The following is a 24658-nucleotide window of genomic DNA, read 5'->3' on the forward strand; positions in this document are numbered from 1 at the left end:
CCGACGTACGTCGGCCGGGGACAGGCGCGCTGCCTGTTCCCGGCCGACGTGTTTGCCGGCCTCAGATCTGTGCGGCCTCGCCGCGGTCCGGGACGCAACGGCCGTCCTCGGTGCGGTACTTCCACTGGGCGCCCTCGCGGACCAGCTCGGAGACCGCGCGCAGGAACCGCTCGACGTGCTCGTCCGGCGTACCGGCGCCGAAGCTGACCCGGATCGCGTTGAGGGACCGCTCGCCCGGCTCGGCCTCCGGCGCGCCGCACTCGCCCGGGTCCTGCGGGTCGCTGCCGAGGAGGGTACGGACCAGCGGGTGGGCGCAGAAGAGGCCGTCGCGGACGCCGATGCCGTACTCGGCGGAGAGCGCGGCGGCGAAGTGCGAGCTGTTCCAGCCGCGCACCACGAAGGAGATGACGCCGACGCGGGGCGCGTCGTCGCCGAAGAGCGAGAGCACCTGGACCTCGGGAACCTCGGCGAGCCCTTCGCGGACCCGGCTCACCAGCTCCTGCTCCCGGGCGACCAGGCTGTCGAAGCCGGCCTCGGTGAGGGCCTTGCAGGCGGAGGCGATGGAGTAGACGCCGATGACGTTGGGCGAACCGGCCTCGTGGCGGGCGGCCGTGGTGTGCCAGTCGACGTCCACGCCACCGTCCGCGCGCCGGGCGACCTTGCGGGAGGCGCCGCCGCCGGCGAGGTACGGCTCGGCCGCCTGGAGCCAGTCGGCGCGGCCCGCGAGGACGCCGGAACCGAAGGGCGCGTAGACCTTGTGGCCGGAGAACGCGACCCAGTCGACGTCCAGTTCGGCGATGTCCACGGGGTGGTGCGGGGCCAGCTGCGCGGCGTCCAGGACGATCCGGGCGCCGTGCGCGTGAGCGGCGGCGGCCAGCTCCTTCACCGGCCACAGCTCGCCGGTCACGTTGGAGGCACCGGTGACGCAGACGAGGGCCGGGCCGTAGGGGTCGCGGTCGGCGAGCGCGCGCTCCAGGGTCTCCACCGCCTGACCCGGCGTACGGGGCGCGTTGAGGTAGGTGACCTGGGCGTCGCGCCAGGGCAGCAGCGAGGCGTGGTGCTCGGTCTCGTACACGAAGACCTGGCAGTTCGCCGGGACCGCGGCGGCCAGCAGGTTGAGCGAGTCGGTGGTCGAGCGGGTGAAGACGACCTGGTCCTCCGCGCGGCAGCCGAGGAACTCCGCGACCGTGCGGCGGCTGTTCTCGAAGAGGTCGGTGGAGAGCTGCGAGAGGTATCCGGCACCACGGTGGACGCTGCCGTAGTACGGGGCGTACGCGGCGACGTCGTCCCAGACCCGCTGGAGGGCCGGGGCGCTGGCGGCGTAGTCGAGTGCGGCGTAGGTGACTTCACCGCCGGTGACGAGCGGAACAGTGACATCCTGCCCCAGAACGGGCAGCGGGGCACAAACCGACGGGTCGATGGCAGCGGTGGAGACAGACATGGCGAACTCCCGTAACAGGCAGGCGAAATCCGCGCGCCTGCGGATACGCGGCGGCGCGGAGAAGGAAGGAAAAGAAGGCGCGCTGAAGAAGGGCGGTCAGCTCAGGGCAGGAAAAAGCCCTGGGACGAGCCCTAACGCATTCGCTTGCTCACAGAAGGCTCCCTAGGGACCAGGACCCCGGGGGCTGACGTCCACTGGACGCCGAGGGGCCCGCGCTTGCCGCAGACCTCGCTGCCTACGGCCTGGTCTTCACCCGGGGCACCCCGCCACGGACGGAGGGTTGCCGGACAGCGGGCCGGGGCCGTAGTCGCTGTCACTCATGACCTGCGCAGCATCTTGCCATATGTATGCGCACGCGCAAGGGCGCAGTCCGGCATCCGGACTGCGCCCCTGACCGATTTCAGGCGTTGCTGGCCGCCACCCACCGCTCCAGCGCGTGCTTCGCCGCACCGGAGTCGACGGCTTCGGCGGCCACCTGGATCTTCGCCGCGATCTGCTCGGTCAGCGTGCCGGTGCCCGGGTCGAGGGCGACCAGCGCCGCCGCCGAGTTGAGCAGCACCGCCTCCCGTACCGCGCCGGCCTCGCCGTCCAGCAGGCGGCGGGCCACATCGGCGTTGTACGAGGCGTCGGCGCCGCGCAGCGCCTCGACGGGGACCAGCGGGAGGCCGACGTCGCGCGGGTCGAACGGCTCCTCGCGGACACTCCCGTCCCGGACCACCCAGACCCGCGAGGTGGCGGTGGTGGTCAGCTCGTCGAGCCCGTCGTCGCCGCGGAAGACGAGCGCCGAGTTGCCGCGCTCCGCGAGGACGCCCGCGACGATGGGTGCCATCCGGGCGTCGGCCACGCCGATGGCCTGGGAGCGTACCTGGGCCGGGTTGGTGAGCGGGCCCAGGATGTTGAACGTGGTCTGCGCGCCGAGTTCGCGGCGGGCCTTGGCCGCGTACCGCAGGGCGGGGTGGAACTTCACGGCGAAGCAGAAGGTGATGCCCGCCGCCTCGGCCACCTCGACCACCCGCTGCGGCGTCAGCTCCAGGTTGACGCCGAGCTTCTCCAGTACGTCGGAGGAGCCGCTCGCCGACGAGGCGGCCCGGTTGCCGTGTTTGACGACCTTGGCGCCGGTCCCGGCGATGACGATCGCGGACATGGTCGAGATGTTGACCGTCTTGGCGAGGTCGCCGCCGGTGCCGACGATGTCGACGGTGCGGCCGGGCACATGGATGGTGTTGGCGTGCGCGTACATCGCGCGCACGAGACCGGTGACCTCCTCGACGGTCTCACCCTTGGCCCGCAGCGCGACCGCGAAGCCGGCGATCTGCGCGTCGGTCGCCTCGCCGCTCATGATGCGGTCCATCGCCCAGGCGGTCTCCTCGGTGGAGAGGTTCTCGCCGCGCAGCAGAGGGTTCAGCAGGCCGGGCCAGGAACGGTCCGCCACGCTGTCGCCGCCGCTCGGGGTCACAACGTTCATGGTCCGCTCCAGGGGGTCCACAGCCGGAAGAGATACGGCTCCACCCTATCCAGCCACCGGGACCGCGAAGAGCCCCGTCCATCGAATGGACGGGGCTCCCACGGTGGCGATCAGGTCAGGTGATCAGTGGTGGCCGTGGCCGGAGGTGATCTCCTTGTACTCCTCGGCGGTGGGCTTGGCGATCTGGCTGTTCTCGCCGTAGTAGCCCTTGCTGAGCTTGGCCCGCACCTTCTGGACCGGGGAGATCTTGCGCTTGACGCCGTTCTCGTCGACCTCGGGGCCGAGTTCGACCGGCTGGTACTGCTCGTGCGCGGTGAGCGTGTGCAGCTGACCGGGCGAGAGCGGCTCGTGGATCTCCACGAACTCACCGTGCGGCAGGCGCTTGATGATGCCGGTCTCGCGACCGTGCAGCACCTTCTCCTTGTCGCGGCGCTGGAGGCCGAGGCAGATCCGCTTCGTGACGATGAACGCGATGACCGGTCCGGCGAAGAAGAAGATCCGGACGAACCAGGAGATGGCGTTCAGCGACAGATGGAAGTGCGTCGCCCACAGGTCGTTACCACCGCCGACGAGGCCGATGAAGTACGCCGTGATCCAGGCGACACCGAGAGCCGTACGGGTCGGGGCGTTGCGCGGGCGGTCCAGGATGTGGTGCTCGCGCTTGTCCCCGGTGACCCAGGACTCGATGAACGGATAGACCGCGGGGAGCGTGAGCACCAGGCCGAAGAGGACCAGCGGGATGAACACACCCAGGTTGAGCGTGTGACCCCAGAAGACGATCTCCCAGCCCGGCATGACACGGACCAGACCCTCGGCGAAGCCCATGTACCAGTCGGGCTGGGCGCCGGTGGACACCTGGTCCGGGCGGTACGGACCGAGCGCCCAGATCGGGTTGATCGTGGCGATGGCCGAGATGATCGCGATGATGCCGAAGACCAGGAAGAAGAAGCCTCCGGCCTTCGCCATGTAGACCGGCAGCAGCGGCATGCCGACGACGTTCTTGTTGGTCCGGCCGGGACCCGCGAACTGCGTGTGCTTGTGGTAGAAGACCAGGATCAGGTGGGCCACCAGCAGCCCGAGCATGATGCCCGGCAGCAGCAGGATGTGGATCGAGTAGAACCGGGCCACGAAGTCGTGGCCGGGGAACTCGCCGCCGAACAGGAACATCGAGATGTACGTACCGACGATCGGCACGGACAGGATGGCGCCCTGCGTGAAGCGGACACCCGTACCGGAGAGCAGGTCGTCCGGGAGGGAGTAGCCGGTGAAGCCGGTGAACATACCGAGCACGAACAGCAGGAAGCCGAAGAGCCAGTTGATCTCGCGCGGCTTGCGGAAGGCGCCCGTGAAGAAGACACGGCACATGTGCACGAACATGGCGGCCAGGAAGATCAGCGCGCCCCAGTGGTGGATCTGCCGGACGAGCAGACCACCGCGGACCTCGAAGCTGATCTTCAGCGTGGAGGCGTAGGCCTCCGACATCCGGATGCCCTGCATGGGCTCGTACGGACCGTGGTAGACGATCTCGTTCATGCTCGGCTGGAAGAACAGCGTCAGATACACACCCGTGAGGATGATGATGATGAAGCTGTAGAGCGCGACCTCACCGAGCATGAACGACCAGTGGTCCGGGAAGATCTTGCGCATGTTGGCCTTGGCCAGGCCGTAGATGCCGAGCCGGCCGTCCGCCCAGTCGGCGACCCGCTCGCCCGCGGGTGCCTTGCGCTGACCTGTCTGGCCGGCGGGCTCGTTCGTTGTTGCAGTACTCATCCGCGCTCCCAGAAGGAAGGGCCGACGGGCTCGTCGAAGTCACCGAGCGCCTCGAGGTTGCCCTCGCTGTTCACGCCGATCCGCAGCTGCGGGAGCGCGTGGCCGGCCGGACCGAAGATGACGCGGGCGCCGTCGGAGAGGTCGAAGGTGGACTGGTGGCACGGGCAGAGCACGTGGTGTGTCTGCTGCTCGTACAGGCTGATCGGGCAGCCGACGTGGGTGCAGATCTTGGAGAAGGCCACGATGCCCTCGTGGGCCCAGTCGCGCTGGCGCTGGTCCTTGATGTCGTCCGGCTCGATGCGGACGATCATCAGGGCTGCCTTGGCGATCTGCGTCAGGAAGTCGTGCGCGTCGTCCTCGAGCCCTTCGGGCTTGGCGAAGGTCAGCGACCCCACGGCCACGTGCTCGGGACGGAGCGGCTCACCGGTGTTCATGTTGACGAGCAGCTTGCCCTTGGCCCACATCGTGGTCCGGAGCTTCTTCTCCGGGAGCGGACCGAGGTCGCGCAGCAGCACCACACCGGAGAGCGGCACCAGGGCCAGCGCGCCGAACATCGTGGTGCGGATGAGCTTGCGACGGCCGATCGCGGACTCCTCGGCACCGGCCTTGAAGTCGGCCATGACCTGGGCCTTGACCTCGGCCGGCGCCTCGATCGGGTGCCGTTCGGCGGCGACCTCGACGTCGGACATCAGGGTGCGCGCCCAGTGGACGGCGCCCGCTCCGATGAAGAAGAGCGCGAAGCCGAGCGTCAGTCCCAGGGAGAAGTTGAGCGCGCTCACATGGCCGAAGGGCCAGATGAAGACGATCTTGTCCACCGGGAAGATGACGTAGGAGGCGATGAAGCCGACCGTCGACAGCATCGAGAGGACGAACATGAACGCGACGGCCCGCTCCGAGCGGTTCGCGGCGCGTTCGTCGAGGTCCTGGATGCGCGGCTTGTGGGCCGGCAGCCCAGGGTCGGCGAACGGGTCGTCCTTGACCTCCACCGCGCCGTGCGCGGTCTCCTGCACTACGGGCAGGTTGTCTTCTGGAATCTGTTGGCTACTCATGACTTCTTGGCCTTAGCGGTGTGGGCCGCGACCCAAATGGCAACTGCGACGAGCGCGCCGAGTCCGAAGATCCAGGCGAACAGACCTTCGCTGACCGGACCCAGGCCGCCGAGGGCGAGGCCACCGGGGCTCTCCGACTCCGAACCGTTCACGGTCTCGATGTACGCGATGATGTCCTTCTTCTCCTGCTCCGGCATCGTCGTGTCCGGGAAGGAGGGCATGGACTGCGGGCCGGTCTGCATGGCCTCGTAGATGTGCTTCGGGCTCACGCCTTCGAGGTCCGGGGCGTACTTGCCGTTGGTCAGCGCGCCGCCCTTGCCCGTGAAGTTGTGGCACTGGGCGCAGTTGTTGCGGAACAGTTCGCCGCCCTTGGCGACGTCCGCGCCGGCCGGGTCGACCTGCTTGTCGGTCGGCGTGATCGGACCGGCGCCGAGCGACGCGACGTACGCCGCGAGCTGGTCGATCTCCGCCTGGGTGTAGATGACCGGCTTCTTCGGTACCTGGGCGCCCGGCTGCTGCGCGGGCATGCGGCCCGTACCGACCTGGAAGTCGACGGCGGCGGAGCCCACGCCCACGAGGGACGGCCCGTCGGTGGTGCCCTGACCGCCGGTTCCGTGGCAGCTGGCGCAGCCTACGGTGTAGAGCTTCTTGCCCTCGTCGATGGCGAGGGACTGGGCGGTTTCTTCGGCCTGCGCCTTACCCGCAGGCGCGAACGCGGCGTACAGCCCCCCGGTAGCCGCCAGCGCGAGGAGTAGTACGACGACCGCCGCCAGCGGATGGCGTCGTCGTGCGGAGAGCTTTTTCACGGATTACCCCGGTGTCAGGATCTTCTGCGTCGATGGTGGGTGGGTGCGAGCCCGGTTACTTGATCATGTAGATCGTTGCGAACAGGCCGATCCACACCACATCCACGAAGTGCCAGTAGTAGGACACGACGATGGCTGCGGTGGCCTGGTCATGGGTGAACCTCTTGGCCGCGTACGTCCTGCCGAGGACCAGCAGGAAGGCGATGAGACCGCCCGTCACGTGCAGACCGTGGAAGCCGGTGGTCAGGTAGAACACCGAGCCGTACGGGTCGGACGAGAGGGAGAGCCCCGCTTCCTTGACCAGCTCCACGTACTCCAGGACCTGGCCGCCGACGAAGATCGAGCCCATCACGAACGTCACGATGAACCAGGTGCGGAGCTTCTTCACGTCGCCCCGCTCGGCGGCGAAGACGCCGAGCTGGCAGGTGAGTGAGGAGAGCACCAGGATCGTGGTGTTCGTGGCCGAGAACGGGAAGTTCAGATGCCCGGCCATCTCCTTCCAGTAATCGGGTCCCATCACCGATCGAAGGGTGAAGTACATCGCGAAGAGGGCCGCGAAGAACATCAGCTCGGACGCCAACCAGATGATGGTTCCGACGCTGGTGAGGTTCGGCCGATTGACCGACGGGTGCGCGTGCCCGGTTTCTACTGTCGTTGCTGTCGCCACGACCGACATTATGTCGGTCGCTTATCCCGCCCTCACTCCGGGGGGTGCCGTTCGGTGTGTCAGTGGCGTGTGTCCTGCCCGAACGGCCCAGCGAATCGGTGTCCTTACCGGTGCTGACGGCCGGTCGACCGGAGTACGATCCGCGCATCGGTTCATGCCCCGAGAGCCCCGAAGACACAGATGTCACGGAGGAACAATGCAGGCGACCGCCACGGTCCTGGTCTACAGCGACGACGCCAACATCCGCGAGCAGGTGAAGCTGGCAGCCGGTCGCAGGCCTGCCGCCGACGTGCCACCGGTGGAGTTCCTGGAGTGCGCGACGCTTCCGGCCGTGCTGGCGGCGCTGGACGGCGGCGGGGTCGACGTCTGCGTCCTGGACGGCGAGACGGCCCCCATCGGCGGCATGGGCGTCTGCCGTCAGATCAAGGACGAGATCTTCCACTGCCCCCCGGTCCTCCTGCTGATCGGCCGCCCGCAGGACGCCTGGCTGGCCACCTGGAGCCGCGCCGAGGCCGCCGTGACGCTGCCGGTGGACCCGGTGGAGTTCGCCGACGCGCTGGCGGCGCTGCTGCGCGCCCGGCTCGCCGTGGAGGCCTGAGCCATGCCTGTGGGCCCGTGAGGGGCGCCCCGCGCGGCGGGGCGCCCCTCACGGGCCTGCTCATACGTGCGGGCGCAGCCGGGCGGCCTGGAGCGTCTGCGGGCTGTCCGGCACCCCTTCGTTGAGGGCGCTGCCCTCCTGCCACTTCGCCCAGGAGAGGTTCCACTCGCCGAACCCGTTGTCGAACGGGGTCATGGTCTCGCCGGCGCTGCCGACGACCTTGACGATGTCGCCCTGGCGCACGGTGTCGAAGAACCACTCGGCGTTGCTCGTGCTCATGCCGGTGCAGCCGTGGCTGACGTTGGCGCTGCCCTGCGAGCCGACGGACCACGGCGCGGCGTGGACGTACTCACCGCTCCAGGTCACCCGGGTGGCCCAGTAGACCGGCAGGTCGTACGACTCCGAGGAGCCGGCCGCGATGCCGATGCTCTCTCCGCGCATCCGTACGAACTGCTCCTTGGCGAGGACCACCTTGACGCCGTTACGGGTGGAGAAGCCGGGCTTTCCGGTGGTGACCGGAATGGTGTTGATCACTTCTCCGTTGCGCAGGACCGTCATGGTGTGGGTCGAGGCGTCGGTGAGGGCCTCGACCCGGTCGCCGGTGGTGATCTTCAAGGGCTTGGCCTCGGCTCCGTAGAGCGCGTTGGTCACCTTGATGCCGGTGAGGTTGGAGCGGACCTCGATGGTGGCGTTGGCGGGCCAGAACTCCTTGGGCCGGTAGTGCAGCTTCTTGTCGTCAACCCAGTACCAGGAGCCGGTGGAGGCCGGGGTGGACCGGACCTTCAGGGCGCGCTCGACGGTGGCGCGGGATGCCTTGTCGGTGACCGGAGCGCTGAGTTCCGCTGTGATGGGCTGTCCGACGCCGTAGGTGCCCGCCTGCGGGCCGAAGGCGACCTTCAGCAGCTTCTTGGGCGAGGAGGTGTCGAAGGAGAGCGTACGGGTGCCGGGGGCGCCGTCGCCGTTCTCGGTGGAGACCCTGACGGTGTATCCGGTACCGGCGGCCAGCGGGGCCGTGGAGCGCCAGCGCCTGCCGTCGGCGGAGAGCTCGCCGGCGAGGTGGCGGCCGCCGGTGTCCACGGCGCTGACGTCGGTGATCCGGCTGTCGTCGCCCTTGACGGTGACTTCGAGCGGCTTGTCGGGATCGGCCTTCTCGTTCTTGGAGGGGCCGTTGAAGGAGACCTGGTCCCCGGCGTCGTACGGCTTCGTCGACAGCGGGTGTCCGTCGGGCTCACCACAGGCGGTCGCACCCGCGCCAAGGGTCACGACCAGCAGAGTGCAGCTCACTACGGTGCGGATGCGCGGCGTGTGGTTCATGACCTCACGCTAAGAAGATTCATCCGATCCAGCGCGTTCAATGACTCCGAACGAGCGAGGGGCCCGCGTCGCTTCCTTGCGACGCGGGCCCCTCGTGGGGTAGTGCGGTGTCACCCTCGGGAGGGTGTCACTGGGTGCGGTTCTCACCCCGGTAGTACTCGAAGACCCAGCCGAAGAGGCCGATCAGGAGCAGCGGAGCCGAGAAGTACATCAGCCACCAGCCGAAGACGACGCCCATGAAGGCGAAGGCGCCACCGATCGCCAGGGAGAGCGGCTGCCAGCTGTGCGGGGAGAAGAACCCCAGCTCGCCCGCCTCGTCGGCGACGTCGGCCTCCTTGTTGTCCTGGGCCATGGCGTCGACCCGGTTGGCCGTGAAGGCCAGGTAGAAGCCGATCATGACCGAGAGCCCGAAGGCCAGGAAGAGGGCCGTGGTGCCGACCGGCTCCTTCGACCACACGCCGTACACGACGGCCATGCCGAGGATGAAGACGCTCAGCCAGATGAACATCTGTCCCTGGATCTTCACTTGCCTGCCTCCTTGCCGCCAGCGAGGGCCTTGTCCGACTCGGAGTGGTGCTCGAGCTGTTCGAGCGCCGCGATCTCCGGGTGGTGCAGGTCGAACGCCGGGGATTCGGAACGGATCCGCGGCAGGGTGAGGAAGTTGTGCCGCGGCGGCGGGCAGGAGGTCGCCCACTCCAGCGAGCGGCCGTAACCCCACGGGTCGTCGACCTCGACCTTCTTGCCGTACTTGGCGGTCTTCCAGACGTTGTAGAAGAACGGCAGCATCGACAGGCCGAGCACGAAGGACGCGATCGTGGAGATCGTGTTCAGCGCGGTGAAGCCGTCGGCGGCGAGGTAGTCCGCGTAGCGACGCGGCATTCCCTCGGCACCGAGCCAGTGCTGCACCAGGAACGTGCCGTGGAAGCCCACGAACAGCGTCCAGAAGGTGATCTTCCCGAGCCGCTCGTCCAGCATCTTGCCGGTGAACTTCGGCCACCAGAAGTGGAATCCGGAGAACATCGCGAAGACCACGGTGCCGAAGATGACGTAGTGGAAGTGCGCGACGACGAAGTACGAGTCGGAGACGTGGAAGTCCATCGGCGGCGAGGCCAGGATGACGCCGGTCAGACCACCGAAGGTGAAGGTGATGAGGAAGCCGACGGCCCAGAGCATCGGTGTCTCGAAGGACAACGAGCCCTTCCACATGGTGCCGATCCAGTTGAAGAACTTCACGCCGGTCGGCACCGCGATGAGGAACGTCATGAAGGAGAAGAACGGCAACAGCACGCCGCCCGTCACATACATGTGGTGCGCCCACACCGTCACCGAAAGACCGGCGATGGCGATCGTCGCGGCGATCAGACCGATGTAGCCGAACATCGGCTTGCGGCTGAATACCGGGATGACCTCGGAAATGATTCCGAAGAACGGCAGGGCGATGATGTACACCTCTGGGTGTCCGAAGAACCAGAAGAGGTGTTGCCACAGCAACGCGCCGCCATTGGCGGAGTCGAAGATATGCGCACCGAATTTACGATCCGCCTCCAGCGCGAAGAGCGCGGCGGCGAGAACCGGGAAGGCCAGCAGGACCAGGACACCGGTCAGCAGGACGTTCCAGGTGAAGATCGGCATGCGGAACATCGTCATGCCGGGAGCGCGCATGCAGATGATCGTGGTGATGAAGTTGACCGAGCCGAGGATCGTGCCGAAGCCGGAGAAGGCCAGACCCATGATCCACATGTCGGCGCCGATGCCCGGCGAGCGGACGGCGTCGTTCAGCGGCGCGTAGGCGAACCAGCCGAAGTCGGCGGCGCCCTGCGGCGTGAGGAAGCCGGCCACCGCGATGAGCGAGCCGAAGAGGTACAGCCAGTACGCGAACATGTTCAGCCGCGGGAACGCCACGTCGGGCGCGCCGATCTGCAGCGGCATGATCCAGTTCGCGAATCCGGCGAACAGCGGCGTCGCGAACATCAGCAGCATGATCGTGCCGTGCATCGTGAACGCCTGGTTGAACTGCTCGTTCGACATGATCTGCGTGCCGGGACGAGCGAGCTCGGCGCGCATGAAGAGCGCCATGAGTCCGCCGATGATGAAGAAGGCGAACGACGTGACCAGGTAGAGCGAGCCGATCGTCTTGTGGTCAGTGGTGGTCAGCCACTTGATGACGACGTTTCCCGGCTCCTTGCGGCGCACGGGCAGCTCATCCTCGTACGAGTCGTCTGCCGGTGCCGCACCCTGAGGTTCGTTGAGGATGCTCACAGTTGCTTCTTCTCCGAATTCCTGGCCGGGTCGGTCTGCTCGATGCCTGCCGGCATGTAGCCCGTCTGACCCTTCTCAGCCAGCTCCTTGAGGTGCTGCTGGTACCGCTCCGGGGAGACGACCTTGACGTTGAAGAGCATCCGGGAGTGGTCGACGCCGCAGAGCTCGGCGCACTTGCCCATGAAGGTGCCCTCCCGGTTGGGAGTGACCTCGAAGACGTTGGTGTGGCCCGGGATGACGTCCTGCTTCATGAGGAACGGCACCACCCAGAAGGAGTGGATGACGTCACGCGAAGTGAGGACGAAGCGGACCTTCTCCCCCTTCGGCAGCCACAGGGTCGGGCCCGGGTTGCCGTTCTGGGGGTTGCGCGTCCCGGGGATTCCCGCGTCGTAGACGCCGGTGGCGTCCGCGGGGAAGTCGTCCTGGTACTTCTGGGGGATGGCGTCGAGTTCCTTGGGGATCTCGTTGCCCGCAGCGGGCTGGCCTTCCACCTTCTCGATGTAGTTGAAGCCCCAGCTCCACTGGTAGCCGACCACGTTGATGGTGTGGGCCGGCTTGTCGGAGAGCTCGAGGAGCTTCGACTCATCACGCGCGGTGAAGTAGAAGAGCACCGAGACGATGATGAGGGGGACCACTGTGTACAACGCCTCGATGGGCATGTTGTACCTGGTCTGCGGAGGTACCTCCACCTTGGTGCGGCTACGCCGGTGGAAGAAGACGCTCCAGAGGATCAGCCCCCAGACAAGGACACCCGTGACGAGCGCTGCCGCCCACGAGCCTTGCCAGAGGGAGAGGATCCGTGGGGCCTCTTCCGTCACCGGGGTGGGCATACCGAGGCGGGGAAAATCCTCCCAGTTGTATGAACAACCGGAGGCCGTCGCCAGGACCAGGCCCGCAGTCAGCACCTGCGGCAGCTTCCGCCGCATCGGGCGCCGCGACGAGCGGTCGGAGCCGTTGGGACTCACGTAGCGCCTTCCCGAGAGTCTCGCCCGCACGGTCGGCGCGCCCGTCTCTCTGGTCGGTCGCCGTCCCTGTCGCGGGCAGGGGTTTGGATGTTTATGCGGACCAAACCCTACTGGACGCTATTTGGGGTCGCGCGGGGAGGGTGCCCAACGCGCCGCCCGACTCCCCGAAGGGGTGGAATCCGGGCCTCCGGCCGTCATCTGACACCCCTTAGGACAGGCGGCCGGGCAGGTGGGTGCCGAGGCGGGAGGCGGTGCGGGCTAGCGTGACGGTGTGCCTTACTTCGACGCCGCCTCCGCCGCCCCTCTGCACCCCGTCGCACGCCAGGCGCTGCTTGCCGCGCTGGACGAGGGCTGGGCCGATCCCGCCAGGCTCTACCGCGAGGGCCGGCGCGCCCGGCTGCTGCTGGACGCCGCCCGGGAGGCCGCGGCGGACGCGGTCGGCTGCCGTCCGGACGAGCTGGTCTTCACCTCTTCGGGGACCACCGCCGTCCACGCCGGAATTGCCGGAGCTCTTTCGGGTCGTCGGCGTGTCGGCCGCCATCTGGCCCTCTCGGCCGTCGAGCACTCCTCCGTACTCCATACGGCGGCGGCGCACGAGGCGGCGGGCGGCTCGTTCACGGAGGTGCCGGTGGAGCGGTCGGGCGCGGTGGACCCGGCGGCGTACGCCGGAGCGCTGCGGCCCGATACCGCGCTGGCCTGCCTCCAGTCGGCCAACCATGAGGTGGGGACCGAGCAGCCGGTGGCCGAGGTGGCCGCTCTCTGCGCCGAGGCCGGTGTGCCGCTGCTGGTGGACGCCGCGCAGTCGCTGGGGTGGGGGCCGGTGGCCGGCGGCTGGTCGGTACTGACGGCGAGCGCGCACAAGTGGGGCGGGCCGGCCGGGGTGGGGCTGCTGGCGGTACGGAAGGGAGTGCGGTTCGCGCCGCAAGGACCGGCCGGCGAGCGGGAGTCGGGCCGGGCGCCGGGGTTCGAGAACCTGCCGGCGATCGTGGCGGCGGCGGCCTCGCTGCGCGCGGTACGGGACGAGGCGGCGGCCGAGACGGTGCGGCTGCGCGGACTGGTCGACCGGATCCGGACGGTGGTGGCCGAGCGGGTCGGCGATGTGGAGGTGGTCGGCGATCCGGCTCGGCGGCTGCCGCATCTGGTCACCTTCTCCTGTCTCTATGTCGACGGAGAGACCCTGCTGCACGAACTGGACCAGCACGGTTTCTCCGTATCGTCCGGTTCGTCCTGCACGAGCAGCACGCTGGAGCCGAGCCATGTGCTCAAGGCGATGGGTGTGCTGTCGGAAGGGAACGTGCGGGTGTCGCTGCCGATGGGCACGGCGGAGGCGGATGTGGACCGCTTCCTGGAGGTGGTGCCCTGCGTGGTCGCGGAGGTACGGGAGCGGCTCGGCGCGCCGGTCGCCGCGCCTCCGCCCTCCTCCCCGGCCGCCTCGCTGGTGGTCGACGCGCTCGGCCGGCGCTGCCCGATCCCGGTGATCGAGCTCGCAAAGGTGATCGGAGAAGTACCGGTGGGCGCCACGGTGACGGTCCTCGCCGACGACGAGGCGGCGCGGCTCGACATCCCGGCCTGGTGCGAGATGCGCGAGCAGGAGTACGTGGGCGAGGAGCCGGCGGACCGGGGCTCGGCCTATGTGGTCCGCCGGCTCAGCTGATCACGCCAGGTACTGCTGGACCTCGGCGGCGGCCTCGTGGCCGTACGCCTTGGTGAAGCGGTCCATGAAGTTGGTGCGGCGCAGGGTGTACTCCTGGGTGCCGACCGTCTCGATCACCAGCGTGGCGAGCATGCAGCCGACCTGGGCCGCGCGCTCCAGGCCGACGCCCCAGGCGAGACCGGAGAGGAACCCGGCCCGGAAGGCGTCGCCGACGCCGGTCGGGTCGGCCTTGGTGTCCTCCTCGGGACAGCCGACCTCGATGACCGGCTCGCCGGCCTTCTCGATCCGCACACCGCGCGAGCCGAGCGTGGTGACCCGGTGGCCGACCTTGGCGAGGATCTCCTCGTCGCTCCAGCCGGTCTTGGACTCGATGAGCCCCTTCTCGTACTCGTTGGAGAAGAGGTACGTCGCGCCGTCCAGCAGGATGCGGATCTCCTCGCCGTTCATCCGCGCGATCTGCTGCGAGAAGTCCGCGGCGAACGGGATGTTCCGCGCGCGGCACTCCTCGGTGTGCCGGAGCATCGCCTCCGGGTCGTCCGCGCCGATCGAGACGAGGTCGAGGCCGCCGACACGGTCCGCGACGCTCTTCAGCTCGATGAGGCGGGCCTCGCTCATCGCGCCCGTGTAGAAGGAGCCGATCTGGTTGTGGTCGGCGTCGGTGGTGCAGACGAAGCGGGCGGTGTGCAGGACCTCGGAGATCCGGACCGAGCCGGTCTCCACGCCGTGCCGGTCGAGCCAGGCGCGGTACTCGTCGAAGTCGGAGCCCGCGGCGCCCACGAGGATCGGCTCGGTGCCGAGCAGGCCCATGCCGAAGCAGATGTTGGCGGCGACACCGCCCCGGCGCACATCGAGGTTGTCGACCAGGAAGGAGAGGGAGACCGTGTGCAGCTGATCCGCGACCAGCTGGTCGGCGAAGCGGCCGGGGAAGGTCATGAGGTGATCGGTGGCGATGGAGCCGGTGACTGCGATACGCACGGGGAGGCTTCTCCTGCGGAAGGCGAAGGGCCGAGGTGCGCCCTCCGGGACGGCGTGACAGTTCACGCTACCGGGTGACTCCTCCGGGCGGGAAAAGGGAAAACTACCCGATAGTAGGTCTTTCTACCTGAGCGTGACCGTGGTTACGGTGCGGATATGTCGAACCACACCGCATCGCGAGAGTCCGAAGTGAGCCTGGCCGAGCTGCGCGGGGACTGCGCGCGCATGGCTCCGCACTGGGCCGCGCCCGAGAAGGCCGTGACCACGCCGGTGAAGCCGTCCCTGATCCACGGAGTGACGGTGCCGCCGGCTTCGGCGCGGCTGATCGACGCGACGTCCGAGTACGGGGACTGAGCGCTTCGGCGCGTTTTTCGGCCGGAACCGTACGGGCTCCGCGCCCGGTTCACCGCCGCACGGGAACCGCATCCTGCTCCGCTCCGTCCCATCGGTGTCCCCGTCCGGGGGCACGCGGTAGTGAACGCGACGGCAACGCAGTCGAAGGAGCGATCCGGTGAGCACCGAGCGACCCGACAACGACGTGACCGGCCCCCGGCGGCGGCGTCCGCCGCTCGCGGTGGCCTCGGTGGCAGCGGCGGTGCTGCTGGCCGGAGGCGGCGGGGCCTACTGGGCCGCCACCGCCTCCGGCGACGGCAGCGCGGCGGACAGCGGCTCCGCCTCCCGCGACAAGACCCCGGTGCTGGCGCTGGATGCCGCCGAGGCGGCCCCGGCCACGCCCGGCGACCCGAGCAGCCCGCCGCCGGGCATCGCACCGGGTGAGCCGGATCCGGGCGGTCCGCCGGTGGTCTACCGTGCGGCGGGCCAGCTTCCCGACGGGCCGGACGAGGCGGCGGTGCACCGCGCCACCGGGACGGTCGCGTCGGCGGAGGTGGCCCGGCTGGCCAAGGCGCTCGGCATTCCGGGGACGCCGAGGACCGTGGACGCGTCCTGGGTGGTCGGTGACGAGGACGGGCCCGGTGCGCTGCTGAAGGTCACCAAGCAGGCCCCGGGCACCTGGACGTTCGCCCGCACCACGCCCTCCAAGCCCTGTGACCCGGGCCAGCTGTGCGCGAACCAGAGCCCGCCGGAGGCCGACGGTCAGCCGGTGAGCGAGCAGGCGGCGAAGGCCGCCGCGGTGCCGGTGCTCAAGGCCGTCGGCCAGGACGACGCGGCGCTCAACGCGGGCCAGCTCATGGACGACGTACGCGTGGTGAACGCCGATCCGAAGGTGGACGGGCTGCCGACGTACGGCTGGTCGACCGGTGTGCAGATCGGGCCGGACGGCAAGGTGGCCGGAGGCAGCGGACAGCTGAAGGCGCTGGAGAAGGGCGCCACGTACCCGGTGATCGGGGCGGACGCGGCGCTGAAGCAGCTCAACGAGGCGAGCGCGGCCAAGGGGGACGGCGGCAAGGACATCGGCGGCTGCGCCACTCCCGTACCGCTGGAAGGTGAGCCGAAGCCGTCGGACCCGCAGTGCGTGCCGGCGAACGGCAACCGGGCGCCGGTGACGCAGACGGTCGAGGACGCGGTGTTCGGTCTTGCGCTGAGTTACGTGGACGGCCGGCAGACCCTCGTACCGTCCTGGCTCTTCCACGTCCGGCAGGCGCCGGCCGGACCGGAGAGCACGGTGACGCAGATCGCGGTGGCGCCGGAGTTCGTCGAGAAGCCGGCCGAGCCGACGCCTTCGGGCGACCGGAAGGCGACCTCGTACGCGGCCGACGGCCGGACGCTCGAGGTGACGTTCTGGGGCAGCGTGTGCTCCACGTACACGGCGAGCGCCGAGGCGAGCGCGGGCCAGGTGCGGGTCACCATCACGGAGAAGCCGCAGAAGGGCGGCGCCTGCATCATGATCGCCAAGGAGCTGAAGCAGACGGTGACGCTGGAGAAGCCGCTGGGCGACCGGACAGTGATCGACGCGGAGAGCGGGGCGGCGGTGCCGCGTAGCTGAGCACACGGTGAACGTACGAGGGCGGCCCCGGGAGTGATTCCCGGGGCCGCCCTCGTACGTACGCGTTCTCGCAGCGGTCAGCTGAACGAGTCGCCGCAGGCGCAGGAGCCGGTGGCGTTCGGGTTGTCGATCGTGAAGCCCTGCTTCTCGATGGTGTCGACGAAGTCGATGGAGGCGCCGCCCAGGTACGGAGCGCTCATCCGGTCGGTGACGACCTTGACGCCGTCGAAGTCCTTGACGACATCACCGTCGAGCGAACGCTCGTCGAAGAAGAGCTGGTAGCGCAGGCCCGAGCAGCCGCCGGGCTGGACGGCGACGCGCAGCGCCAGGTCCTCGCGGCCTTCCTGCTCCAGCAGGCCCTTGACCTTGGCTGCGGCGGCGTCGGACAGGAGGATGCCGTCGCTCACGGTGGTGGTCTCGTCCGATACGGACATCTGCTTCTCTCCCGGGTTGTACGGACTGCTTGCCGACGGTTCAACCGCCAGAGCCGCGGATTCATTCCGGGCCAAGCGCTTGTCTGTTCCTTTTCATGCTCGCACACCCGGCCGCCCGGGGGATGCGTCACATCGACGCTATCGGCATCGTCAAAGTGACACGAAGGAGCTATGATAGATAGCGTCAAATAGACGAAAAGGCGCGTTCGCAGAAGCGCAGAGCAGAACGCAGAGAAGAAAGGGTGCGTGACGTGACCACGGCCCAGCCCCTGGACGTACAGCCGACACCCCTCGCGCTGCTGCTGCTCGGCCGCGAGGCCGACCCGAGGAGCGAGCGAGGCGTCGAGTGCCCCGGCGACCTCCCCTCCCCCTCCGACCCGGACCTGGTCGCCCGCGCCCGCGCGGCCAAGGAGAAGCTCGGGGACAAGGTCTTCGTCCTCGGCCACCACTACCAGCGCGACGAGGTCATCCAGTTCGCGGACGTGACCGGCGACTCGTTCAAGCTCGCGCGGGACGCGGCCGCGCGCCCGGAGGCGGAGTACATCGTCTTCTGCGGTGTCCACTTCATGGCCGAGTCCGCGGACATCCTGACCACCGACGCCCAGGCGGTCGTGCTGCCGGACCTGGCGGCGGGCTGCTCGATGGCCGACATGGCCACCGCCGAGCAGGTCGCCGAGTGCTGGGACGTGCTGACGGATGCCGGGGTCGCCGACCAGGTGGTGCCCGTCTCGTACATGAACTCCTCCGCCGACATCAAGGCCTTCACCGGCAAGCACGGCGGCACGATCTGCACCTCGTCCAACGCGAAGCGGGCCCTGGAGTGGGCCTTCGAGCAGGGCGAGAAGATCCTCTTCCTGCCCGACCAGCACCTGGGCCGCAACACGGCGGTACGGGACATGGGGATGAGCCTGGAGGACTGCGTCCTCTACAACCCGCACAAGCCGAACGGCGGCCTCACCGCCGAGCAGCTGCGGAACGCGAAGATGATCCTGTGGCGCGGCCACTGCTCGGTCCACGGCCGCTTCTCGGTCGAGTCGGTCGAGGACGTCCGCGCGCGGATGCCCGGCGTCAACGTGCTGGTGCACCCGGAGTGCAAGCACGAGGTCGTGGCGGCGGCGGACTACGTCGGCTCGACGGAGTACATCATCAAGGCCCTGGAGGCGGCTCCGCGCGGTTCGAAGTGGGCCATCGGCACGGAGCTGAACCTTGTCCGCCGCCTGGCGAACCGTTTCGCCTCGGAGGACAAGGAGATCGTCTTCCTCGACAAGACGGTCTGCTTCTGCTCGACGATGAACCGCATCGACCTGCCGCACCTGGTCTGGACGCTGGAGTCGCTGGCCGACGGCAAGCTGGTGAACCGGATCGAGGTCGACCCGGAGACGGAGAAGTACGCGAAGCTCGCGCTGGAGCGGATGCTGGCGCTGCCGTAGCAGCGGGCCCCGTCCGCCAGCAGAAGCCCGGGTATGCCGCAGGTGCGGCATACCCGGGCTTTTCGCTGCTGAGCCGGGCTTTTCGCGCACTCGCGAAGAGGCTGAATCTTCTCCATACGGCCTCCGACCCCTCCTCCCCGTAACTACGCTGCTACTCACCGCAGTGGCCTTGGCGTACGCGGGACTTGACCGGATGGAACGGCGAGAACAGTGGGGCGGGCATGAGTTACGAGGACCGTGTGACGGGTGCGGGCGACGAGGCGCGTGGGGCCGGGGGCCTTGCGCAGACGGAAGCCGCCGATCCGGGTGGCCTTGCTCAGGCCGAGACGCGCGGCGCTGGTGGCCTTGCTCAGGCCGAGGAGGCCGAGGAGGAGGTACGGAGTCGGCGTGGCGCGGCCGAGCGCGATCCCGCCGCCGGTCGGCCCGGCCTGGCGGCCGCTCTCGCTGTCCTCTCCGCGCTCCGGGCCGAGGCCGGTGACCGGGAAGCGGCGGTGGCTCCGGCCCGGGAGGCGGTCGAGATCTACCGGTTGCTCAGCGAGAACCCCGAGGACGGCTTCGTACCCACGCTGGCCGGAGCCCTGCACCAGCTGTCGAACCGGATCGCCGCCACCGGGGACCACGCGGCCGCCCTGCCTCCGGCGAAGGAGGCCGCGAAGCTGTACGCCGAGCTCGGCATGAAGCGCCCGGACCGCTACCAGGCGGAGCTGGCCGAGGCCATGAACACCTTGGGCGACCGGATCGCCGACACCGGTGACCCCACCACGCCGGTGCCGTTCGCGAAGCAGGCCGTACGGCTCCAGCGGGAGCTGGTGGAGGAGGAGCAGCCGGACGCGTCCGTGCCGGCGCTCGTGGAGTACCTGCTGAACTACGCCCGGCATCTGGCGGCCGCCGGGGAGCCGGTGGAGGCCGTGCCCCGGGCCGAGGAGGCGGTCGGCCATCTCCGGAGCCTCGCCGCCGAGGACCCGGAGGCGTTCCGGCCCGAGCTGGCCACGGCTCTGCACGCGCTGGGCAACCACCGGGCGGCGGTGAGCGACGCCTCGGGAGCGCTGGAGGCGGCCCGGGAGGCCGGCGATCTGTTCCGCGAGCTCGCCGATCGGCGGCCGGACGTCTTCCGCCCGGAGCTGGCCACGGCGCTCGACGGCCTCGCCGGTCACCTCTCCAAGGCCGGCGATCCGGCGGAGGGCCTGCGGGCGGCGGAGGAGGCCGTCACCCTGCACCGCGAGCCGGCCGTGCAGGACGGCCCCGGTCTCGCCGCCGCTCTGCTCACCCTGGCCCGGTGCCTGGCCGCGACCGGCGACCCGGTGGGCGCCCTGCCTCCGGTGCGGGAGGCCGTCGACCTGCTGCGGGAACAGGGGGACGGCTTCCTGCCGGAGCTGGCCGACTGCCTTCAGGTGCTCGGTACGTACGTGGAGCTGAACGGTGACACCGAGGGAGCGGTGGAGGCGTTCTGGGAGGCCGTGGCGCTCCACAGGTCCCTGGCGCTGGAGGCCTCCGGCTCTCCGACCGACCAACTGGTCTCCGCGCTCGACGACCTGACCCGGGCTCTGGCACGTACCGGCGAGCACATGGCGGCGATCGAGGAGTACGAGGAGACCGTCGAGGAGTTCACCGAGGCCGACCCGGCGACCGCGCGGCGCCTGGGCGTGGAGCGGGACATCTTCCTGCTGCGCTGCCCCGAACCCTGGCCCGGGAACGGGCTGACCGAGCTGGTGGCGTGGCTGGACCGCGAGGCGGAGGGCGGCGTGAGCGCGGACACCGTGACCGTACGGGCCCGGCAGGCGCTGCGTGCGTACGGTGACCCGGCGGCGGTGCGCACGGCGTGGGAGGAGGAGACGTTCACGCCTCTGCCGGACTGGCTCGCGCTGCGGCCGGAGACGCTGGACCTGGTCAGCGCCTGGATGTTCGCGCCGAACTGGCCCCGCTCGCGTGACTTCTGGTCCGAGAACGCGGAGGTCCTCGGCGGCCGGGAGGCGGCGACGGCCCTGGACGAGCTGGCGGTCCTGGACCCGCACGGCGCAGGGCGGCACGCCGCGCTCCGCGACGCCGTACTCGTGCACAGGGTGACCGCCGCCTACGATCCGCTGATCCTGAACGAGCAGCTGGCGGAGTGGCTGGAGTGCGCGGACTGGACGGAGTCGCGGGCCTACCTGGAGGAGCACCCGCGCCTGCTGACCGTGAAGCCGCCGCAGGACACCCCGCTGGCCCACGTGGCCATGCTCGACATCGGCCGCGCGGAGGGCCTGGACGCGGCGTACCGCCTGGTGGCGGACCGCGAGGCCCTCCAGGCTTACGTGGACCGGTCGTTGGAGGCCGGCGACGGCACCGCGCTGATGCACGGCGGAGGCATCGAGGGCCAGGTCTTCGGCGACCGCCTCTCCTCCCTCACCCACGCCCAGGTGGCCCTGGTCCTTTCGGGCGAGAGCAAGGGCTTCGACCCCGGCGACCTGGCCGCGCTCCGGCACAGGTCCGACGAGGAGACCCGTATCCGCCTGCTGAAGGAGACCATCGCCGTCGGCGCCCGCCACCCGGAACGGCACGGTGAGACGCTGCGCCGGATCATCCGGGCCCTCGGCGGGGACGCCTGACGGACAGGGGCCTGCCCCGCGCAACCCGCGCGGGACAGGCCCCTGTGTCGTGTCAGGTCCTCAGGCCTTCGCGGGCTCGGCCTCCTTGGCCTCCTCCTCCGGCTCGGCCTGCTCCGGAACAGCCGCCTTGGCCGCGCGCTTGGCGGCCTTCTTCCTGGCTCGGCGTTCCTTGCGGAGTTCGACCATCGCGTACAGCGTCGGGACCAGGACCAGGGTCAGGACCGTCGAGCTGAGCAGGCCGCCGATCACCACGACGCCCAGCGGCTGCGAGATGAAACCGCCCTCGCCGGTGACGCCGAGCGCCATCGGGAGCAGCGCGAAGATCGTTGCCAGGGCCGTCATCAGGATCGGGCGGAAGCGGTGGCGGCCGCCTTCGATGACGGCTTCGACGATGCCGAGGCCGCGGGCACGGTACTGGTTGATCAGGTCGATCAGCACGATCGCGTTGGTGACCACGATGCCGATGAGCATCAGCATGCCGATCATCGCCGGGACGCCCAGCGGGGTGCCCGTGATGAGCAGGAGGCCGATGGCGCCGGTCGCCGCGAACGGGACCGAGACCAGCAGGATCAGCGGCTGGACGAGCGAGCGGAACGTGGCCACCAGCAGCATGAAGACGATCGCGATGGCCGCCAGCATGGCGAGGCCGAGCTGGGCGAACGCCTCGTTCTGGTCCTCGGTGACGCCGCCGATGGTGGCGGTGGCTCCCTCCGGGAGGTCCAGCGCGTCGATCTTCGTGGCGAGCGTGGTGCTGACCGCGCCGGTGTTGTCGCCGACCGGCTTGGCGGTGATCGTCGCCGCGCGCTGGCCGTCGATGCGGGTCATGGAGACCGGGCCGGGGACCAGTTCGACCGTGGCGATGTCGCCGAGCTTCACCGGGCCGAGCGGCAGGGCCTTGAGCTGGGCCATGGTGACCGCCGGTCGGGCTGACCTGATGACGATGTCGCGCTCGGTGTCGTCCAGCATCGCGGAGCCGGCCGGTGTGCCGCGTACGGCTCCGGCGACGATGCCGCCGAGGGTGGTGGAGTCGAATCCGGCGGCTGCCGCCTTGTCGTTGGGAGTGACCGCGATGCGCGGGACGCTCTGGGCCAGGTCGCTCTGGACGTCGGTGACGTCCTTGATCGTGGCGACCTCGGTCCGGACCGCCTCCGCCGCCTTCTTCAGGACGTCGCCGTCGGAGGCCTTGACCACGACGCTCAGGTCCTGGGAGCCGAAGCCGTCGCCGGCGGCGATGGTCGTGTCACCGATGGAGTCGAGCTTGCCGAGGGCTTCGGAGATGCGGTCCTGGGCGGCCTCGCCGTCCGCCGCGTCCTTCAGCGTGACCTGGTAGGACGCCTGGTTGGAGCCGGTACCGCCGCCGAAGGCCGCCATGAAGCCGGAGGAGCCGACGGTGACCTGGTAGTCCTTGACGCCCTTGTCCTCGGAGAGGACCTCCTCGACCTTGCGCGCTGCCTCGTCGGCGGCCTGGAGGCTGGTGCCGGGCGCCAGCTCCTGCTTGACGGTGAGGACTTCCTGCTCGCCCGCGTCGAAGAAGTTGGTCTTGAGGAGCGGAAGCATGCCGAAGGTGGCGATGAGTACGGCGACGGCGATGACCAGGCTGGTGATCCGGCGGCGGGTCGCGAAGCGCAGGACGGGGACGTACAGGCGCTGGAGCTTGCTCGCCGCCTCCTTCTCCTCGGCCAGGCGGCGGGCCTCCTCCGCGTCCTCGGGCGTGCCCTTCGGGGCGCGGAGGAACCAGTAGGAGAGGACCGGGACCACCGTGAGCGAGACCAGCAGCGAGGCGAGAAGCGCGGCGGTGACGGTCAGCGAGAACGAGCCGAAGAGCTGGCCGACCATGCCGCCGACCAGACCGATCGGCAGGAACACGGCGACGGTGGTGAGCGTCGCGGAGGTGACCGCTCCGGCCACCTCCTTGACCGCGGTGATGATCGCCGCGTGGCGCTCCTCGCCGTAGCCGAGGTGACGCTTGATGTTCTCCAGGACCACGATCGAGTCGTCGACGACGCGGCCGATCGCGATGGTCAGCGCGCCGAGCGTCAGCATGTTGAGCGACAGGTCACGGGTCCAGAGCACGATCAGCGCGAGGACGACCGAGAGCGGGATCGAGACCGCGGTCACCAGGGTCGAGCGGATCGAGGCGAGGAAGACCAGGATCACCAGGACCGCGAAGACCAGGCCGAGCGCGCCCTCGGTGGTGAGGCCCGAGATCGACTTGGAGACGGCCGGGCCCTGGTCGGAGACGACGGTCAGTTCGGCGCCCGCTCCGAGGTCCTTACGGAGGTCGGAGAGCTTCTCCTGGACGGCGTCGGAGATGGCGACGGCGCTGCCGTCCTTGTCCATCGTGGCCATCACGGCGAGGCTCGGCTTGCCGTTCGTCCGCGTGATGGAGACCGCGGTGGACGGCTCCTGCTTCACCTCGGCTACGTCACCGAGCCGGACGGGCTCGGCCGGGCCGTCCGAGGCGCCCGCCGGGCCCTGGGGGACGATCTGGAGATCCTCGATCTGCTTCAGCGTGGTGTAGCCGCCGCCGACCTGGATGGTGCGGTTCTTGCCGGCCTCGGAGAAGGAGCCGGCCGGCAGCGTGGCGCCGCCCGCCTGGAGCGCCTGGGCGAGCGCGCCCGCGTTCAGACCGGCCGCGGCGAGCTTCCTGTCGTCGGGGACGACGGAGACCTGGAGCTCCTGGACACCGTCCACCGTGACCTGGCCGACGCCGTCGATGTCCTGGAGGGCCGGGACGACCGTACGGTCCAGCTGGTCGGCGAGCGCCTGCTGGTCCTTGTCGGAGGTGACGGCGAGGACCACGGTCGGGATGTCGTCCGTGGAACCGGCGATGACCTGCGGGTCGACGGTCGGCGGCAGCTGGGCGCGGGCCCGGTTCACCGCCTGCTGGATGTCCGCGACGAGCTGCTTGGTTCCCTCGTCGCCGAAGTCGAAGGTGGCCATGATGAGGGCGTTGCCCTCGCTGGCGGTGGAGGTGATGCCCTCGACGCCGTCCACGGCCTTGAGCGAGTTCTCCAGCGGCTCGACGACCTGCTTCTCGACCACATCGGGAGACGCACCCTGGTACGGGGCCAGGACCGAGACCATCGGGAGTTCGATGGTGGGCAGCAGCTGCTGTTTGAGCTGCGGGATCGCTATCGCGCCGAAGACGAGCGCGACGATCGAGATCAGCCCGATCAGGGCCCGCTGCGCGAGGCTGAATCTGGACAGCCAGGACATGGGTGGGTCTCTCTTCTGTGGCGTGCGAGACGGAAGGGCGGGAGGAGGGAGAAAACGGGGCAGTACGGGGACATGTCCCGCC

General features: G+C 69.5%; 19 protein-coding genes and 1 riboswitch. Of the genes, 6 read left to right on the plus strand and 13 right to left on the minus strand.

Going from position 1 to position 24658, the window contains the following annotated elements:
* Positions 1–61: 61 nt before the first annotated feature.
* The 6 genes from ABZ267_RS16420 to ABZ267_RS16445 all read right to left on the minus strand — a co-directional run bounded on the left by ABZ267_RS16420 (position 62) and on the right by ABZ267_RS16445 (position 7207).
* Positions 62–1441 carry an aminotransferase class V-fold PLP-dependent enzyme gene (locus tag ABZ267_RS16420; RefSeq protein WP_356751778.1) on the minus strand — a complete coding sequence of 460 codons (1380 nt, stop codon included), beginning with the start codon at positions 1439–1441 and terminating at the stop codon, positions 62–64.
* A 207-nt stretch (positions 1442–1648) separates the two neighbouring features.
* A riboswitch (SAM riboswitch) is annotated at positions 1649–1766 on the minus strand.
* A 75-nt stretch (positions 1767–1841) separates the two neighbouring features.
* On the minus strand, positions 1842–2906 hold the full coding sequence (trpD, locus tag ABZ267_RS16425) for an anthranilate phosphoribosyltransferase (RefSeq protein WP_356751776.1): 1065 nt from the start codon (positions 2904–2906) through the stop codon (positions 1842–1844).
* A gap of 123 nt (positions 2907–3029) precedes the next feature.
* A complete protein-coding gene (locus ABZ267_RS16430) occupies positions 3030–4676 on the minus strand; it encodes a cytochrome bc complex cytochrome b subunit (RefSeq protein ID WP_356751774.1) in 1647 nt (548 codons plus the stop codon).
* Positions 4673–5725 (minus strand): Rieske 2Fe-2S domain-containing protein, encoded by a 1053-nt coding sequence (locus tag ABZ267_RS16435; RefSeq protein ID WP_356751772.1) that lies wholly within the window; start codon positions 5723–5725, stop codon positions 4673–4675. Before ABZ267_RS16435 ends, ABZ267_RS16430 begins: the two co-directional genes overlap by 4 nt.
* A complete protein-coding gene (locus ABZ267_RS16440) occupies positions 5722–6531 on the minus strand; it encodes a c-type cytochrome (protein ID WP_356751770.1) in 810 nt (269 codons plus the stop codon). Before ABZ267_RS16440 ends, ABZ267_RS16435 begins: the two co-directional genes overlap by 4 nt.
* A gap of 55 nt (positions 6532–6586) precedes the next feature.
* Complete coding sequence (locus tag ABZ267_RS16445) at positions 6587–7207, minus strand: heme-copper oxidase subunit III (RefSeq protein ID WP_026241469.1); 621 nt, start codon at positions 7205–7207, stop codon at positions 6587–6589.
* Positions 7208–7394: 187 nt separating this feature from the next.
* On the opposite strand from ABZ267_RS16445, the gene ABZ267_RS16450 reads away from it, so the two are divergent.
* Positions 7395–7796, plus strand: coding sequence for a hypothetical protein (locus tag ABZ267_RS16450; protein ID WP_356751768.1), 402 nt, complete (start codon positions 7395–7397; stop codon positions 7794–7796).
* A 60-nt stretch (positions 7797–7856) separates the two neighbouring features.
* Here ABZ267_RS16450 and ABZ267_RS16455 read toward each other — a convergent pair whose 3' ends face one another.
* From ABZ267_RS16455 to coxB, 4 genes are all read right to left on the minus strand, one after another.
* Positions 7857–9110 carry an Ig-like domain-containing protein gene (locus ABZ267_RS16455; RefSeq protein WP_356751766.1) on the minus strand — a complete coding sequence of 418 codons (1254 nt, stop codon included), beginning with the start codon at positions 9108–9110 and terminating at the stop codon, positions 7857–7859.
* 127 nt (positions 9111–9237) lie between these two features.
* Entirely contained in the window at positions 9238–9636 is a 399-nt protein-coding gene (locus ABZ267_RS16460) for a cytochrome c oxidase subunit 4 (RefSeq protein ID WP_356751764.1), read from the minus strand.
* A complete protein-coding gene (gene ctaD, locus ABZ267_RS16465; RefSeq protein ID WP_093692999.1) occupies positions 9633–11369 on the minus strand; it encodes a cytochrome c oxidase subunit I in 1737 nt (578 codons plus the stop codon). Before ctaD ends, ABZ267_RS16460 begins: the two co-directional genes overlap by 4 nt.
* Complete coding sequence (gene coxB / locus ABZ267_RS16470) at positions 11366–12334, minus strand: cytochrome c oxidase subunit II (RefSeq protein ID WP_356751761.1); 969 nt, start codon at positions 12332–12334, stop codon at positions 11366–11368. Before coxB ends, ctaD begins: the two co-directional genes overlap by 4 nt.
* A gap of 271 nt (positions 12335–12605) precedes the next feature.
* Between coxB and ABZ267_RS16475 the strand changes: the two genes are divergently transcribed.
* Complete coding sequence (locus tag ABZ267_RS16475) at positions 12606–13988, plus strand: aminotransferase class V-fold PLP-dependent enzyme (protein ID WP_356751760.1); 1383 nt, start codon at positions 12606–12608, stop codon at positions 13986–13988.
* Here the strand turns inward: ABZ267_RS16475 and ABZ267_RS16480 are convergent, their stop codons facing one another.
* On the minus strand, positions 13989–14963 hold the full coding sequence (locus tag ABZ267_RS16480; protein ID WP_356751758.1) for a carbohydrate kinase family protein: 975 nt from the start codon (positions 14961–14963) through the stop codon (positions 13989–13991). It abuts the gene before it with no gap.
* A gap of 156 nt (positions 14964–15119) precedes the next feature.
* Here ABZ267_RS16480 and ABZ267_RS16485 point away from each other — a divergent pair, with 156 nt between their 5' ends.
* Positions 15120–15317 (plus strand): hypothetical protein, encoded by a 198-nt coding sequence (locus tag ABZ267_RS16485; protein WP_356751756.1) that lies wholly within the window; start codon positions 15120–15122, stop codon positions 15315–15317.
* 157 nt (positions 15318–15474) lie between these two features.
* On the plus strand, positions 15475–16908 hold the full coding sequence (locus ABZ267_RS16490) for a hypothetical protein (protein WP_356751754.1): 1434 nt from the start codon (positions 15475–15477) through the stop codon (positions 16906–16908).
* A gap of 77 nt (positions 16909–16985) precedes the next feature.
* Here the strand turns inward: ABZ267_RS16490 and ABZ267_RS16495 are convergent, their stop codons facing one another.
* Positions 16986–17342, minus strand: coding sequence for an iron-sulfur cluster assembly accessory protein (locus ABZ267_RS16495; protein WP_003969624.1), 357 nt, complete (start codon positions 17340–17342; stop codon positions 16986–16988).
* A 251-nt stretch (positions 17343–17593) separates the two neighbouring features.
* On the opposite strand from ABZ267_RS16495, the gene nadA reads away from it, so the two are divergent.
* Positions 17594–18772 carry a quinolinate synthase NadA gene (nadA, locus tag ABZ267_RS16500; RefSeq protein ID WP_356751752.1) on the plus strand — a complete coding sequence of 393 codons (1179 nt, stop codon included), beginning with the start codon at positions 17594–17596 and terminating at the stop codon, positions 18770–18772.
* Between the two features lie 221 nt (positions 18773–18993).
* Positions 18994–21357 (plus strand): tetratricopeptide repeat protein, encoded by a 2364-nt coding sequence (locus ABZ267_RS16505; RefSeq protein ID WP_356751750.1) that lies wholly within the window; start codon positions 18994–18996, stop codon positions 21355–21357.
* Positions 21358–21417: 60 nt separating this feature from the next.
* On the opposite strand, the gene ABZ267_RS16510 is transcribed toward ABZ267_RS16505, so the two are convergent.
* Positions 21418–24576 (minus strand): efflux RND transporter permease subunit, encoded by a 3159-nt coding sequence (locus ABZ267_RS16510; RefSeq protein WP_356751748.1) that lies wholly within the window; start codon positions 24574–24576, stop codon positions 21418–21420.
* Positions 24577–24658 lie beyond the last annotated feature (82 nt).

The organism is Streptomyces sp. NPDC006174, from assembly GCF_040614075.1.
Classification (GTDB): domain Bacteria; phylum Actinomycetota; class Actinomycetes; order Streptomycetales; family Streptomycetaceae; genus Streptomyces.

What these genes read in the sequence shown, in the direction of transcription:
- ABZ267_RS16420 (WP_356751778.1), bottom strand. Translation starts at nt 1,441, where the DNA reads ATGTCTGTCTCCACCGCTGCCATCGACCCGTCGGTTTGTGCCCCGCTG.
- trpD (WP_356751776.1), bottom strand. Translation starts at nt 2,906, where the DNA reads ATGAACGTTGTGACCCCGAGCGGCGGCGACAGCGTGGCGGACCGTTCC.
- ABZ267_RS16430 (WP_356751774.1), bottom strand. Translation starts at nt 4,676, where the DNA reads ATGAGTACTGCAACAACGAACGAGCCCGCCGGCCAGACAGGTCAGCGC.
- ABZ267_RS16435 (WP_356751772.1), bottom strand. Translation starts at nt 5,725, where the DNA reads ATGAGTAGCCAACAGATTCCAGAAGACAACCTGCCCGTAGTGCAGGAG.
- ABZ267_RS16445 (WP_026241469.1), bottom strand. Translation starts at nt 7,207, where the DNA reads ATGTCGGTCGTGGCGACAGCAACGACAGTAGAAACCGGGCACGCGCAC.
- ABZ267_RS16450 (WP_356751768.1), top strand. Translation starts at nt 7,395, where the DNA reads ATGCAGGCGACCGCCACGGTCCTGGTCTACAGCGACGACGCCAACATC.
- ABZ267_RS16455 (WP_356751766.1), bottom strand. Translation starts at nt 9,110, where the DNA reads ATGAACCACACGCCGCGCATCCGCACCGTAGTGAGCTGCACTCTGCTG.
- ABZ267_RS16485 (WP_356751756.1), top strand. Translation starts at nt 15,120, where the DNA reads ATGTCGAACCACACCGCATCGCGAGAGTCCGAAGTGAGCCTGGCCGAG.
- ABZ267_RS16495 (WP_003969624.1), bottom strand. Translation starts at nt 17,342, where the DNA reads ATGTCCGTATCGGACGAGACCACCACCGTGAGCGACGGCATCCTCCTG.
- ABZ267_RS16505 (WP_356751750.1), top strand. Translation starts at nt 18,994, where the DNA reads ATGAGTTACGAGGACCGTGTGACGGGTGCGGGCGACGAGGCGCGTGGG.
- ABZ267_RS16510 (WP_356751748.1), bottom strand. Translation starts at nt 24,576, where the DNA reads ATGTCCTGGCTGTCCAGATTCAGCCTCGCGCAGCGGGCCCTGATCGGG.